The organism is Pseudomonas sp. DE0157, from assembly GCF_007678615.1.
GTDB classification, from domain to species: Bacteria; Pseudomonadota; Gammaproteobacteria; order Pseudomonadales; family Pseudomonadaceae; genus Aquipseudomonas; species Aquipseudomonas parafulva_B.
In genome coordinates this window covers 68,452-82,007 of the sequence record NZ_VEJN01000007.1, presented here as the reverse complement: position 1 = coordinate 82,007, position 13,556 = coordinate 68,452, and the positions used below count along the sequence as shown (strand labels likewise).

11 protein-coding genes and 2 tRNA genes are annotated in these 13,556 nt (G+C 61.3%); 7 read left to right on the top strand and 6 right to left on the bottom strand.

Annotated features, from left to right (window positions below; genetic code table 11):
* Positions 1-143: 143 nt before the first annotated feature.
* Together FS777_RS11120 and mgtE are read left to right on the top strand one after the other, a co-directional pair.
* Positions 144-220, top strand: a tRNA-Arg gene (locus FS777_RS11120).
* Positions 221-615: 395 nt separating this feature from the next.
* Positions 616-2,058 carry a magnesium transporter gene (gene mgtE / locus FS777_RS11115; protein ID WP_058605568.1) on the top strand — a complete coding sequence of 481 codons (1,443 nt, stop codon included), beginning with the start codon at positions 616-618 and terminating at the stop codon, positions 2,056-2,058.
* A 130-nt stretch (positions 2,059-2,188) separates the two neighbouring features.
* On the opposite strand, the gene FS777_RS11110 is transcribed toward mgtE, so the two are convergent.
* Positions 2,189-2,515: an Arc family DNA-binding protein gene (locus tag FS777_RS11110; RefSeq protein ID WP_027915923.1), complete on the bottom strand. Its 327-nt coding sequence runs from the start codon at positions 2,513-2,515 to the stop codon at positions 2,189-2,191.
* A 343-nt stretch (positions 2,516-2,858) separates the two neighbouring features.
* On the opposite strand from FS777_RS11110, the gene phnN reads away from it, so the two are divergent.
* From phnN to FS777_RS11090, 3 genes are all read left to right on the top strand, one after another.
* Positions 2,859-3,452, top strand: coding sequence for a phosphonate metabolism protein/1,5-bisphosphokinase (PRPP-forming) PhnN (gene phnN, locus FS777_RS11100; RefSeq protein ID WP_145255456.1), 594 nt, complete (start codon positions 2,859-2,861; stop codon positions 3,450-3,452).
* A 110-nt stretch (positions 3,453-3,562) separates the two neighbouring features.
* A tRNA-Arg gene (locus FS777_RS11095) sits at positions 3,563-3,639 on the top strand.
* A 202-nt stretch (positions 3,640-3,841) separates the two neighbouring features.
* The gene (locus FS777_RS11090) at positions 3,842-4,840 is read left to right on the top strand and encodes a diguanylate cyclase (protein WP_058637621.1); all 999 of its coding nucleotides are present in this window, start codon (positions 3,842-3,844) and stop codon (positions 4,838-4,840) included.
* 26 nt (positions 4,841-4,866) lie between these two features.
* Here FS777_RS11090 and lpdA read toward each other — a convergent pair whose 3' ends face one another.
* Genes lpdA through FS777_RS11070 form a run of 4 tightly spaced genes read right to left on the bottom strand, consistent with a single transcriptional unit; the run spans position 4,867 to position 9,813 of the window.
* The gene (gene lpdA, locus FS777_RS11085) at positions 4,867-6,246 is read right to left on the bottom strand and encodes a dihydrolipoyl dehydrogenase (RefSeq protein ID WP_078478899.1); all 1,380 of its coding nucleotides are present in this window, start codon (positions 6,244-6,246) and stop codon (positions 4,867-4,869) included.
* A gap of 2 nt (positions 6,247-6,248) precedes the next feature.
* Positions 6,249-7,520: a dihydrolipoamide acetyltransferase family protein gene (locus tag FS777_RS11080; protein ID WP_145255453.1), complete on the bottom strand. Its 1,272-nt coding sequence runs from the start codon at positions 7,518-7,520 to the stop codon at positions 6,249-6,251.
* Positions 7,521-8,579: an alpha-ketoacid dehydrogenase subunit beta gene (locus tag FS777_RS11075; protein ID WP_058637624.1), complete on the bottom strand. Its 1,059-nt coding sequence runs from the start codon at positions 8,577-8,579 to the stop codon at positions 7,521-7,523. It lies immediately after the preceding gene.
* 1 nt (position 8,580) lies between these two features.
* Entirely contained in the window at positions 8,581-9,813 is a 1,233-nt protein-coding gene (locus FS777_RS11070) for a 3-methyl-2-oxobutanoate dehydrogenase (2-methylpropanoyl-transferring) subunit alpha (protein ID WP_058605562.1), read from the bottom strand.
* A gap of 198 nt (positions 9,814-10,011) precedes the next feature.
* On the opposite strand from FS777_RS11070, the gene bkdR reads away from it, so the two are divergent.
* Positions 10,012-10,497: a Bkd operon transcriptional regulator BkdR gene (bkdR, locus tag FS777_RS11065; protein ID WP_023533792.1), complete on the top strand. Its 486-nt coding sequence runs from the start codon at positions 10,012-10,014 to the stop codon at positions 10,495-10,497.
* Positions 10,498-10,662: 165 nt separating this feature from the next.
* Positions 10,663-12,000: an MFS transporter gene (locus FS777_RS11060; RefSeq protein WP_058637626.1), complete on the top strand. Its 1,338-nt coding sequence runs from the start codon at positions 10,663-10,665 to the stop codon at positions 11,998-12,000.
* A 737-nt stretch (positions 12,001-12,737) separates the two neighbouring features.
* On the opposite strand, the gene FS777_RS11050 is transcribed toward FS777_RS11060, so the two are convergent.
* Complete coding sequence (locus FS777_RS11050) at positions 12,738-13,481, bottom strand: flagellar brake protein (RefSeq protein WP_078478897.1); 744 nt, start codon at positions 13,479-13,481, stop codon at positions 12,738-12,740.
* Positions 13,482-13,556 lie beyond the last annotated feature (75 nt).

Here is a 13,556-nt window from a genome sequence, read left to right as displayed (position 1 = left end):
CTCATAGCTCAGCTGGATAGAGTACTCGGCTACGAACCGAGCGGTCGCAGGTTCGAATCCTGCTGAGTCCGCCACTTTCGAAGTGGTTTTGTTATCAAGGCTGCTTCAAAAACCAGTGGTAATCTGGTCTAAAACTACCAAACGGACTCATAGCTCAGCTGGATAGAGTACTCGGCTACGAACCGAGCGGTCGCAGGTTCGAATCCTGCTGAGTCCGCCATACCCAAACAGAAAGCCCGCTCAATGAGCGGGCTTTTTGTTTTTCCAGCTTTGCGCATTCAATCGCTTACACAGCCACGCCCTAACGCGCAGGCTTTGGTGCTCTGTACCTGCATGCCAGGTGCTTGGCAGGGTGCTCGCACAACCTCGCCCAATGCCATTGCACCGATGGTTTCATGCGTTGTCAGAGCAATGACGCGCAAACGATTGTTATAGCCAAAAATTTAAGCGATCTGTCAGCTTGAGCAGTGTATGATTGCGCCCGTCAGCCCCGCCGGGGCTTGTGGATCACCACCATGGACTTACCCAGTAGTTACTCCCCAAACCGTTTCGTACAGATAGATCTAATCGATTGATTCCCCCGGCGTGCTCCGCGGCTGGGAGTGGAGTTCGCCTATGACGGAAGTAGAAGTAAAGAAAGCGCAAGAAAGCCTCCAGGATCGTCTGTCCCAGGTCGTCGACCTGCTTCAGCGCCAGCGCCTGGTTGAAGATGTCACGCACCGCCAGGAAGGTGCACACAACGACTTGGTAGAAAACCTCGTCCACCGGCAGAATCTTGTCGAGTTGCAACGCAAGCTCGATGATCTGCACCCCGCCGATATCGCCTATATCCTCGAAGCCTTGCCCCTCGAAGACCGCTTGACGGTCTGGCAGCTGGTGCGCTCGGATCGTGACGGCGACATTCTGCTTGAAGTGTCAGACGCCGTGCGCCAGTCCCTGATCGCCGATATGGACGATCACGAGCTGCTTGCCGCTGCCAAGGAAATGGACGCCGACGAACTGGCCGACCTGGCGCCTGAATTGCCACGGGACGTGGTCCATGAGCTCATGGAAACCCTCGATGCCCAGCAACGCGAGCGCGTACGCTCCGCGCTGAGCTATGACGAGGAACAAGTCGGCGCACTGATGGACTTCGAGATGGTGACCATCCGTGAAGACGTCAGCCTGGAAGTGGTATTGCGTTACCTGCGCCGCCTCAAGGAATTGCCCAACCACACCGACAAGCTGTTCGTGGTCGATCACGATGGCATTCTCAAGGGTGTGTTGCCGATCAAGCGCCTGCTGGTCAACGACCCGGACAAGCAAGTGGCCGACGTCATGGCCACCGATCCCGTGTCCTTCCATCCCGACGAAGACGCCTACGACGCGGCTCAGGCCTTCGAGCGGTACGACCTGGTATCGGCACCAGTCGTGGACAAGAGCGATCGGCTCATCGGGCGTCTGACCATCGACGAAATGGTCGACCTGATTCGCGAAGAGAGTGAGACCGAAGTGCTGAACATGGCGGGTCTGCGCGAAGAAGAAGACATCTTTGCGTCAGTTTGGCGGTCGCTGCGCAACCGTTGGGCGTGGCTGGCCGTGAACTTGATTACCGCTTTCGTCGCATCCCGGGTCATCGGCTTGTTCGAAGGGTCCATCGAGAAGCTGGTTGCTTTGGCTGCGCTGATGCCGATCGTGGCGGGCATCGGTGGCAACTCCGGCAACCAGACCATCACCATGATCGTGCGCGCCATGGCCCTTGACCAGGTATCGCCAGGCAATACCTCGCGCCTGATGCGCAAGGAGCTGGCGGTGTCCTTGATCAACGGGTTGATCTGGGGTGGCGTCATCGGCGCGGTGGCCTTCTGGCTTTATGGCAGCTGGTCGCTGGGCCTGGTGATGACGGCCGCGATGACCTTGAACCTGCTGCTCGCGGCCCTGATGGGCGTGCTGATACCGATGACCCTGACCCGCCTGGGGCGCGACCCGGCAATGGGGTCGAGCGTGATGATCACCGCAGTTACCGACAGCGGCGGCTTCTTCATCTTCCTGGGGCTCGCCACCGTGTTCTTGCTCTAACGGCTCGGGGCATTACGCCGTGCGTGACGTCCGGTTGTCTGGATGATAAAGGCAACGAAGATGCCGCCATTTCAAAACCAAAAAAGCCAGCATCAGCTGGCTTTTTTGTGGATGGCAGCAAAGGTTTGCGTCAGGAAGCGTCAGCAGCCATTTCCACGTCATGGGCAATCAGGGCAACCAGCGCATTCTGCTGACGATGGGACAGCTGGCGGAAGCGCTGCAGCAGCTCGCGTTCGTGCAATGACAGTTCAGGGCTGTCCAGGCGCATGCTCAATTCCTCACCCAGGGCACCTTCCTGGATAAGGCTCTGTTCCAGGCGTGCAATGATCTCCGAGTTCATGCTGCGGTGGTGGTTGCGTGCTACCTCGGCGATGCGCTCACGCATCCCGTCTGGCAGGCGAACGACGAACTTGTCAGCAGTGCGGCTCGAATAAATAGCCTGTTTCATTGGGCGCATATAAATTGACCAGATTTTGGTTCAGGGGAAGCGGTTCTCAAATTGGCCGCGCGGGGTGGAAATACGACCGCCTTATCGCCAAAATGTTCAACCGGTTGTGCAGATGGACGCTCATCTTGCCTCAATGCTGTCGTTTCCTTGGCGTCAATTCTGTGACAAATAGTGATCTGCATAAAGGCTTTATGCCAGTACCAATTGTCTGAAATGAGCACTGGTTAAAATTTTCACACGTCCAGTCATGGCCTCACGTCAGACGTATCCCCGCTAATCCTGCAAAAAACCTGAAACCTGCGCCGAAAGTAGCGTCAAACGCACAGGTTCTTAATCAGAGAGCATAGTGGCAATGCACCATGATGCAAGCTGCGCTTCGCCGCTAAAAGGCAGGCTGATTCTGTTGATCGGACCCTCTGGCGCGGGCAAAGATTCATTGATCGACGCGGCCCGCCCGCAGCTGGCAGCCGCGCATGTCGAAATAGCCCGTCGGGTCATCACGCGCTCGCCTGAAGCCACGGGGGAGGCAGCGGTAGGTGTCAGTGTCGAGCAGTTCGAACGTATGAAGCTGCAAGGCGCATTCGCCATGCATTGGCAGGCCAATGGGTTGCAATACGGTATCCCCCGGCAGGTAGATGAGTGGCTGGAGCAGGGCAGGTCGGTGCTGGTAAACGGCTCGCGCGGCCACCTGGCGCAGGCTCGTACTCGCTACCCTGGTTTGCTGGCCATCCGTGTGGACGTCAGTCTCGATATCCTGCGTCAGCGCCTGCAGGCCCGTGGGCGGGAGACCCAAAACGAGATTGACCAGCGTCTGGCTCGGCATGTCAGTCTGAGCGATACGGCCGACGATGGCGTAAGAACGGTGGACAACTCGACTACGCTGTCTTCGGCAGTCGAGGCCTTGCTGGCAGTGTTGCGAGAAGAGTGTGTTATCCAGGCGTACTAGGGCTTCGGAAAAGGTTTACGCTCAAATGGCACTGCAACACATGACAAACGGCCGCACGCTGGTTAACATGCACGCCGTCCCGCTGAGCAGCGCCTGCTGCCAGTTGCAGTGTCTCAGTAGCTCAATTGGATAGAGCATCCCCCTCCTAAGGGGAAGGTTGCAGGTTCAATTCCTGCCTGGGACGCCATTTCTCCCCAGTGCCTCCAGCACTCCCTTCTCCTTCGCTCATCGCCCGTTACAAATCTACGCCTTAAGACGTATTTCAGCCCTACGTCCGTACTTCTATGCTTAGTCCCGTTAACGGTTCACCTCACAAGGCGAGCGCCGTCTTTCTTCACCTCAGCAGCCCTTGGACTTGGGGCGTAGTTGCTGGTTATTCAGGAGATTGCATGAACCAGCACGTCATCCCCGTGCCCACGGGTTTTACCCAAGAGCAGCTTCAGACGCTGTTCGACCTGATCAGCGACGGTATCTGGGATTGGGATGCCAACACGGGTTATGTCTATCGCAACCCCGGCTGGTACCTAATGCTCGGCTATACGCCTCACTCCCAGGAAAACTCGGTACTGACCTGGGAGAGGTTGATCCACCCCGACGATTTCCAGCGTGTCATGGCCCACTTCGATGCCTATATCCACCAGCGCAACGAGCGTTACCTGGTCGAGTACCGGTGCCGCTGTGCCGACGGCACTTACCTGTGGGTCGAGGACAGTGGGTACGTGATCGCACGCAACCCCGATGGCTCGGTGGCACGCATGCTGGGTGCCCATCGCAACATCGACAGCGGCAAGCGGCAACTGGCGCAGCTTGAGCGGCGTAACCAATCGCTGGAATGCCTGGTCGCCGAGCGCACGCGCGAATTGTCCTGGGTAAACGAGCAGCTCCAGCGCCAGCTGGACGAGAACCGCGAGCTTGCCGAGCGGGATTCCCTGACGCGTATCGCCAACCGCTATCGGCTGGAGAGTGTGCTGAGGCAGGAGTGCGAGCGGGCCAAGCGCTTTCGGCAGCCACTGTCGGTCATCGCTATGGACATGGATGATTTCAAGCCGATCAACGACCAATACGGGCATGCGCAGGGCGACGCCGCTTTGATTCGTGTGGCCGAGGCATTGCGATTGCGCCAGCGCACAAGTGACTTGCTGGCCCGTTGGGGAGGTGATGAATTTGTCCTGGTCCTGCCCCAGACGAGCCTGGAGCAAGCCTGCGCCTGCGCCGAACAACTGCGCCAGGTAGTGGCGCAGTTGGAGCCGATTGGCGAGTGTCGATTGACCTTGAGCTACGGCGTAGTGCAGTGGCGCGAAGGCGATGACACCCACAGCCTGCTGGCGCGCGCCGACCAGGCGCTTTACCGGGCCAAGGGCGCAGGCAAGAACGCCGTCGCCCAGTGACCAACGACCCCAGGCCGCGCCAGGGGTCAAATGTGCAGTGCGTGGCCCAGCGCGCGCAGGGCGGCCTCCTGCACCGCCTCGCCCAGGGTCGGATGGGCATGAATCGTGCCCGCCACATCTTCCAGCCGCGCGCCCATTTCCAGCGATTGGGCGAATGCGGTGGACAGTTCAGAGACGGCCACGCCCACCGCTTGCCAACCCAGCACGAGGTGGTTGTCGCGGCGTGCCACCACCCGCACAAACCCCGTCCTGGACTCCAGGCTCATGGCCCGCCCGTTGGCGGCAAAGGGAAATTGCGCCACGATGCAGTCCAGCCCTTGCGCCACCGCCTGATCAGGGGTCAGGCCAGCGACGACCACTTCCGGGTCGGTGAAGCACACCGCGGCGATGGCGGCCGGTTCGAAGCGACGTGTCTTGCCAGCGATGCGTTCGGCGACCATCTCGCCCTGGGCCATCGCCCGGTGCGCCAGCATGGGCTCGCCCGCCACGTCACCAATGGCCCACACGTTGCGCATGCTGGTCTGGCACTGCGCGTCGATGGCAATCGCCGCCCCATTCATGCGCAGGTCCAGGCATTCGAGGTTCAAGCCTTGGGTGCGCGGGCGCCTGCCAGCCGCTACCAGCACCCTATCGGCGTCAAGGCGCAGTGGCGAGCCTTCGCTGTTCCGGGCCATCAGGGTGCCTTGTTCATAGCCTTCCACCTTGTGATCAAGGTAAACGGCGATGCCCAGCTTTTTCAGCGACTCGACCACGGGGGCGGTGAGCTCGGCGTCGTAGGTGGGCAACACCCGCTCGCGGGCCTCCACCACACTCACCTGCGCACCTAGCTTGCGGTACGCAGTGCCCAGTTCCAAACCGATGTACCCGCCACCAACCACCACCAGATGGCGCGGCACCGTAGCGGGCGTCAGCGCCTCGGTCGATGAAATGACGGCGCCGCCCAGCGGCAGCATGGGCAGCTCGACGCTGCTTGAACCCGTAGCCAGCAACAGGTGCTCGCAGCGGATGCGCTGACCGTCGACTTCCACGTGCTTGCCGTCGAGCAGCTTCGCCCAGCCCTGGATGACCTTGACACCGTGCTTTTTCAGCAGAGCGGCCACACCAGTGGTCAGTCGGTCGACGATACCGTCTTTCCACGCGACGCTCTGACGGATGTCCAGCTCGGGGGAGGCTACGCGGATGCCCAGTGGGGAGCCCTCGGCAAAACGGGTGGCCTGATGGAACTGCTCGGCCACATGAATCAGCGCCTTTGACGGAATGCAGCCGATGTTCAGGCACGTTCCGCCCAGCGCCTGCCCTTCGACCAGCACTGTGGGGATGCCCAGTTGGCCAGCGCGGATGGCGGCCACGTAGCCGCCGGGGCCGCCGCCGATGATCAGCAGCGTAGTTTCGATGATCGGTTGCATGCTCACTCCACAAACAGGCAGGCGGGTTGTTCCAGCAGGCTTCGCACGGCCTGGATGAACAGTGCGGCGTCCATGCCATCGACTACCCGGTGATCGAACGAGCTGGACAGGTTCATCATCTTGCGCACCATAATCTGACCGTCGACGACCACAGGCCGCTCGACCATGCGGTTGACCCCCACGATGGCCACTTCTGGGGTGTTGACCACCGGCGTGCTGACGATGCCGCCCAGTGCGCCGAGGCTTGTCAGGGTGATGGTTGAGCCCGACAGCTCCTCGCGGCTGGCCTTGTTGGTGCGAGCGGCATTGGCCACCCGTGCGATTTCCGCTGCATTGGCCCACAGGTTGCCCGCCTCGGCATGGCGCAGCACTGGCACCATCAGGCCGTTGTCCCCTTGGGTGGCGATGCCAACGTGCACCGCGCCGTGGCGGGTGATGACCTGTGCTTCGTCGTCGTACGTGGCGTTGATCTGCGGAAAGTCACGCAGTGCCACGACCAACGCACGGACCAGAAACGGCAATAGGGTGAGCTTGCCGCGGTCCTGGCCATGCTTGCTGTTGAGCTGCTGGCGCAGCGCTTCGAGGGCAGTGACGTCGATTTCTTCGACATAGCTGAAATGGGCCACGCGACGTTTGGCGTCCTGCATGCGCTGGGCGATCTTGCGCCGCAGGCCGATTACCGGGACTTGCTCGCTGTCGGTGCGCTTGGCATAGCCGCTGGGGGGCTGCTCACCGGCGCGTTGAGGCTGGCTGAGGAAGGCATCGAGGTCTTCATGCAGGATGCGCCCGGCAGGGCCGCTCCCGTGCACGTAACGCAATTCAATGCCAGCATCCAGCGCGCGCTTGCGCACGGCGGGCGAGGCGAGGGGTTTATCGCTGGCCTGGCGTGGAGCCAGCGGTGCGGCCGGGCGGCTGGCCGCGGGCGTCAAGGTGGCCGGCACGGGTTGTTCCTGTGCTGCCTGCTTGGGTGCTTGGCTGGCAGGCGGAGTTTCAGCCGCCTTGGCTTGCGGGGCATCCAGATGGTTGCCGTTGCCTTCGACCTCGATGCGGATCAGCTCGCTGCCGACCGACATCACTTCCCCAGGCTGGCCGCCCAGGGCCATGACCTTGCCGCTGACCGGGGAGGGGATCTCCACCGTCGCCTTGTCGGTCATGACATCGGCCACGACCTGGTCTTCGGCGATCAGGTCACCTACCTTGACGAACCACTCGACCAATTCGACCTGCGCGATGCCTTCGCCAATGTCCGGCATCTTGATGACATGCGTGCCCATTCAGACCTCCATGACCTTTTTCAATGCCCCACCCACCCGCGATGGCCCTGGGAAATACGCCCACTCCTGTGCATGGGGGTAGGGCGTGTCCCAACCCGTGACGCGCTCGATGGGCGCTTCCAGATGGTGGAAGCAATGCTCCTGCACCAGCGCGACCAGTTCGGCGCCGAACCCGCAGGTTCGAGTGGCCTCATGCACCACCACGCAGCGCCCGGTCTTCTTCACCGACGCGACGATGGTTTCCAGGTCAAGCGGCCACAGGCTGCGCAGGTCGATCACCTCGGCATCGACGCCCGTCTCTTCGGCCGCGACCTGGGCGACATAAACCGTTGTGCCATAGGTGAGGACCGTGACGTCGTTGCCGGGCCGGGTCACCACTGCCTTGTCCAGCGGTACGGTGTAATAACCGTCGGGCACGGCGCTTTGCGGATGCTTGGACCATGGCGTCACGGGGCGGTCGTGGTGGCCATCGAAGGGGCCGTTGTACAGGCGTTTGGGCTCAAGGAAGATGACCGGGTCATCGCATTCGATCGAGGCAATGAGCAGGCCCTTGGCGTCATAGGGGTTGGACGGCATGACCGTGCGCAGCCCGCACACCTGGGTGAACATTGCTTCCGGGCTCTGGCTATGGGTCTGGCCTCCATAAATGCCCCCGCCGCAGGGCATGCGCAGGGTCAGCGGCGAGATGAATTCGCCAGCGGAGCGGTAACGCAGCCGCGCCATTTCCGACACGATCTGGTCCGAGGCTGGGTAGAAATAGTCGGCGAACTGGATCTCCACCACCGGCCGCAAGCCGTAGGCACCCATGCCCACGGCCGTGCCGACGATGCCGCTTTCGGAAATCGGGGCATCGAACACCCGTGATTTGCCGTACTTGTTCTGCAGGCCTTCGGTGCAGCGGAAGACGCCGCCAAAGTATCCGACGTCCTGACCATACACGACCACGTTGTCGTCGCGCTCGAGCATGATGTCCATGGCCGAGCGCAGGGCCTGGATCATGGTCATGGTGGTGGTGGCCATGGCGGTTTCCGGGTTGATGCTGCTGTTGTGATCGTTCATTTCAGACCCCCAGTTCCTGACGTTGGCGACGCAGGTGGTCCGGCATTTCCTTGTACACGTCCTCGAACATCGAAGCGGCACTGGGAATGTGTCCGTTGGCGAGGGTGCCGTACTGCTCGGCTTCCTTCTGCGCGGCGACCACGGCAGCCTCGAATTCGGCCGTGGTGGCCTGGTGTTCTTCTTCGGACCAATGGCCAATCTTGATCAAGTGCTGCTTCAGGCGAGCGATCGGGTCGCCCAGCGGGAAGTGGCTCCAGTCGTCCGCAGGGCGGTACTTGGACGGATCATCGGACGTGGAATGCGGGCCAGCACGGTAGGTGACCCACTCGATCAGGCTGGGGCCAAGGCCGCGGCGTGCGCGTTCGGCTGCCCAGCGCGAGGCCGCGTAGACGGCCACGAAATCGTTGCCGTCCACGCGCAACGAGGCGATGCCACAGCCCACGCCGCGGCCGGCGAAGGTGGTGGACTCGCCGCCGGCGATTGCCTGGAACGTGGAAATCGCCCACTGGTTGTTGACCACGTTGAGGATGACCGGGGCGCGGTAGACGTGGGCGAAGGTGAGGGCGGTATGGAAGTCCGATTCAGCGGTGGCACCATCGCCGATCCAGGCCGAGGCGATCTTGGTATCGCCCTTGATGGCCGAGGCCATGGCCCAGCCCACCGCTTGCACGAACTGGGTCGCCAGGTTGCCGCTGATGGTGAAAAAACCCGCCTCGCGTACCGAATACATGATCGGCAACTGGCGACCTTTGAGCGGGTCGCGCTCGTTGGAGAGCAGTTGGCAGATCATGTCCACCAGCGAAACGTCACGGGCGATCAGGATGCTTTGCTGGCGGTAGGTCGGGAAGCACATGTCGGTGCGGTTCAGCGCCAGGGCCTGGGCGCTGCCGATGGCTTCCTCGCCCAGGCTCTGCATGTAGAACGACATCTTCTTCTGGCGCTGGGCGACGACCATGCGGCTGTCGAAGATGCGGGTCTTGAGCATGGCACGCATGCCTTGGCGCAGTATCTGCGGGTCTATGTCCTCGGCCCAGGGGCCCTGGGCATTGCCCTGTTCATCCAGTACGCGCACCAGGCTGCCGGACAAGTCGGCGGTGTCGGCGGCTTCTACGTCGATGGGTGGTTTACGGACCTGGCCTGCGTCGTTCAAGCGCAGGTAGGAAAAATCGGTCTGGCAGCCTGGCCGGCCGGTAGGCTCGGGCACATGCAGGCGCAGGGGGGCGTACTCGTTCATGCTGTTTACGCTCGCTCGGGTATTTGTTTTTGTGAGCTTTGAAGCGGTCGCCGCTGACTGCCGGCTTGTGACCAGCAGGTCAGCGTTAGCTACATGTTAGTTGCCCTGGCGCAGAATATTTCTCTCTAGTTGATTGCCTTTGCTAAGCAGGCCAGATAAACATTCCCCATAAACACAATAAACCGGTGATTTTGTCTCATGCGCAAACTCGATCGTACTGACATCGGCATTCTCAACAGCCTTCAGGAAAACGCCCGCATCACCAATGCCGAGCTGGCACGTTCGGTCAACCTGTCGCCTACGCCCTGTTTCAACCGAGTGCGGGCCATGGAAGAGCTGGGCGTCATTCGCCAGCAGGTCACGCTGTTGTCGCCCGAGGTGCTGGGCCTGGATGTGAACGTATTCATCCATGTGAGCCTGGAAAAACAGATCGAGCAGGCACTGCACCGCTTCGAGGAAGAGATCGCCGAGCGGCCCGAGGTCATGGAGTGCTACCTGATGACCGGTGACCCGGACTACCTGCTGCGCGTGCTACTGCCCAGTATCCAGGCGCTGGAGCGGTTTCTGGATTACCTGACCCGCCTGCCGGGCGTTGCCAACATTCGCTCCAGTTTCGCGCTCAAGCAGGTGCGCTACAAAACGGCGTTGCCATTGCCGGCAAACGGGATGACCTTGCGCGAATGACTGCTGTCCAAGCTCGTCGACGCCCTGTGGCCTGGCCTGATCCATTTTTTACCTGGCCATGGGCAAGGGACCATTCGATTTTGCAGCACGGGGCCTGCAACGCTTGGCGTTAGCCTTTATTCTGCACCTACAACTGCCAGCTCAACCCGGGAGCCGAAGGGATTTATGCGCACTATCTGGAAGCCGTTTCAGTCGTTGTATTTCGCTGCACTGATGATGCTGATCGGCTCGGGCCTGCTCAGTACCTACCTGGCGCTGCGCCTGGCTGCCGACAACGTCGATAGCCTGTGGGTCGGTGCCTTGATGGCGGCCAACTACTTCGGCCTGGCCGTGGGCGGCAAGGTCGGCCACCGGCTCATCGGCCGAGTAGGGCACATACGTGCCTATGCCACCTGCGCCGGTATTGTCGGCGCCGCCGTGCTCGGGCACGGCCTGACCAACTGGCTGCCGGCCTGGGTCGGGCTGCGGATGATCGTAGGCCTGGGCATGATGTGCCAGTACATGGTCATCGAAAGCTGGCTCAACGAGCAGGCGGACGTGAAGTACCGCGGCGCCGTATTCAGCGGGTACATGATCGCGTCCTACCTGGGCCTGGTGTTGGGTCAGCTGATACTGGTGGTGCACCCTGAGCTGGGGCTTGAGCTGCTGATGCTGGTCGCGATGTGCTTCGCCCTGTGCCTGGTGCCGGTGGCCATGACCCGCCGCATCCACCCCGCGCCACTGCGTCCGGCACCCATGGAGCCCAAGTTCTTCATCAAGCGCGTGCCGCAGTCGCTCAGTACGGTGCTGGGTTCCGGGCTGATCGTCGGCTCGTTCTACGGCCTTGCTCCGCTGTATGCCGCCAGCCAGGGTCTTAGCACCGAGCAGATCGGTCTGTTCATGGGCTGCTGCATTTTTGCAGGGCTGGTGGTTCAGTGGCCGCTGGGCTGGTTGTCGGACCGTTACGACCGTGCGGTGTTGATTCGCAGTGTCGCAGGGGGGCTGGCCGTGGCCGCCGCGCCGTTGGCGATCCTGCCCGACGTGCCGCTGGAGTTGCTGTTCGCCATGGGCTTTGTGGTATCGCTGTTGCAGTTCAGCCTGTACCCGCTGGCCGTGGCTTTTTCCAACGACCACGTGGAGAGCGAGCGCCGCGTTTCGCTGACTGCCATGCTGTTGGTGACTTACGGCGTGGGGGCGTGCATCGGGCCCCTGGCGGCTGGCGTGCTGATGAAAGTGCTGGGCGTGCAGATGTTGTACGCCTTCTTCGTGTTCTTTGCCCTGGTACTGGTCTGGCGCATCCGTCCAAAAGCTGTCACCGGCTTGCACCAGGTCCAGGATGCCCCCCTGGGCCACGTCGCCATGCCCGCCGCCGGCTCGCCCCTGTCGGCAGCGCTGGACCCGCGTGTGGATGAGCAGACCGTGCAGGATGTGATGCAGACGCCGGTGGCGGCCGAGGACACGGAGGAGGCCGAGAAAGACGGCGAACCGCCGCTGGAGGAGGTGCAGGGGAATAAGCCGGCTTGAATGTGGCCGTCACGCGCGTTGGAGCACGTGGAGCGTGACGTGTGCCAGGCGACGCATCCCGACCTAGTAATTCCTGTATTTCAGCGTATCGCCTAGGGCCGCTGCGCGGCCCATCGCGGCACGAGGCCGCTCCTACCCGGAAATCGGCTAGCCTTCAGAGGCGGCGCTAGGCCGTTTAGTTCTGCAAAGGCCAGGCCTCCGCTATCTCAGCCAATACAGGACCAAGGTAGATACCGTCTGGATCCTCACCTCGTAAGTGCGATTTGAGGATCAAGACGAGGGTATGTGTGATTTTGGAAGTTTGGGCAGCAACTTGAGCACCAAGTCAGAGACATGGGCTGTGTTGGTCTTGCTTCTAAGCGCACGGTAGCCCAGGCGCCGCAGATCGCGACTTCAGGAGGCCGAGCGCAGGGCTTGCGAAGGGAGGTGACAGGCATGGATGCCTGTCAAGCGCTGGGCCCCAGGATGGGGCCTGCAGCGCGGTCCTCCCGGGAGCAAGCCCGGAACGAGGGAACCCCGGAGCGTAGCGCAGGGGCCGGATGATAGGAGCAGGCGGTTTTTGCTCACTTTTTGACAAGACAAAAAGTGAGCCGCCGTAAGGGCGGAAAGGTGAATGTACGCCACCCTCGCCAATGAATACCTACACAGGTCCAAACGCCCAAACAATTCCTTCAAAACTACGTGATAGCACCCAAGCTGCTGAAAGGCCGCAACAGCCCTCCCGCCCATTGTAAAAATCAATAATCGTCCTTATCAAACCGCCGCGCTTCACGCTGCAGCTGATACACAAAACTCTCCACCTTGCGCTGGGCAGGCCCACTGAGGTTATGAAAGCGAACCCCAGCAAACGTGGTATTGATCCGCTCTTCATAATGCAGATGGCGCAACTCGACCATGGTATCTACCAACCCAAGCGGTGCGCCGGCCTTGAAGCGTTCATACACCTGACCCAACTGCAGGCGATCCTCGACATTCCCATCAAAGCGCAGCTTGCACCCGGTAGCCGAAATATCCAGCAATTTGCCACGCAAGGCACCGTTGCCCTTGAGGTGCGTGCCATCGAGCATAATGTCCACCAGCTGCGACAGCTTAAGCGCGGCACGAAATGCGTTGCGGCGCTGGTGATAGGTCATCTCCAACGGCAGCCCGCCACGGTAGCAGCGATGACCGTCCACTTCGCTGATGCGCAGGCCGTGGGTGCATTCCCAGGCAATGCGCACACCGTCGTGGAAGCCTTCCACCCGGAAATGCTCGCCGTTTTCGATGAATTTCTCACCGTCACGGGGGATGAGCTCGTCAAGCGCCAGCACATTGTTTTCCCGATCCACGTCCACCACGTAACTCTGGAAGCGATGGCCTCGGTCATGGAAGGTGATGATCAGGGGGTCGTGGCTTTCCTGGAGCTGCCGTAAATTGGCCGCAATTTCCAAGGGTGTGCTCAGCACCTTGGGCGGTTGCGGGGCATCGGATTCATTGAACACGGCTTGACGTTCTCCAGGCAAAAGCGACACAGGTAATTGACAGCATTTTGCCAGTATGTGCCGTGCCTTGATAGG

Bases quoted from the DNA above. Each gene is read 5' to 3' on its own strand.
- mgtE (WP_058605568.1), top strand. From the start codon at position 616: ATGACGGAAGTAGAAGTAAAGAAAGCGCAAGAAAGCCTCCAGGATCGT.
- FS777_RS11110 (WP_027915923.1), bottom strand. From the start codon at position 2,515: ATGCGCCCAATGAAACAGGCTATTTATTCGAGCCGCACTGCTGACAAG.
- phnN (WP_145255456.1), top strand. From the start codon at position 2,859: ATGCACCATGATGCAAGCTGCGCTTCGCCGCTAAAAGGCAGGCTGATT.
- FS777_RS11090 (WP_058637621.1), top strand. From the start codon at position 3,842: ATGAACCAGCACGTCATCCCCGTGCCCACGGGTTTTACCCAAGAGCAG.
- lpdA (WP_078478899.1), bottom strand. From the start codon at position 6,246: ATGCAACCGATCATCGAAACTACGCTGCTGATCATCGGCGGCGGCCCC.
- FS777_RS11080 (WP_145255453.1), bottom strand. From the start codon at position 7,520: ATGGGCACGCATGTCATCAAGATGCCGGACATTGGCGAAGGCATCGCG.
- FS777_RS11075 (WP_058637624.1), bottom strand. From the start codon at position 8,579: ATGAACGATCACAACAGCAGCATCAACCCGGAAACCGCCATGGCCACC.
- FS777_RS11070 (WP_058605562.1), bottom strand. From the start codon at position 9,813: ATGAACGAGTACGCCCCCCTGCGCCTGCATGTGCCCGAGCCTACCGGC.
- bkdR (WP_023533792.1), top strand. From the start codon at position 10,012: ATGCGCAAACTCGATCGTACTGACATCGGCATTCTCAACAGCCTTCAG.
- FS777_RS11060 (WP_058637626.1), top strand. From the start codon at position 10,663: ATGCGCACTATCTGGAAGCCGTTTCAGTCGTTGTATTTCGCTGCACTG.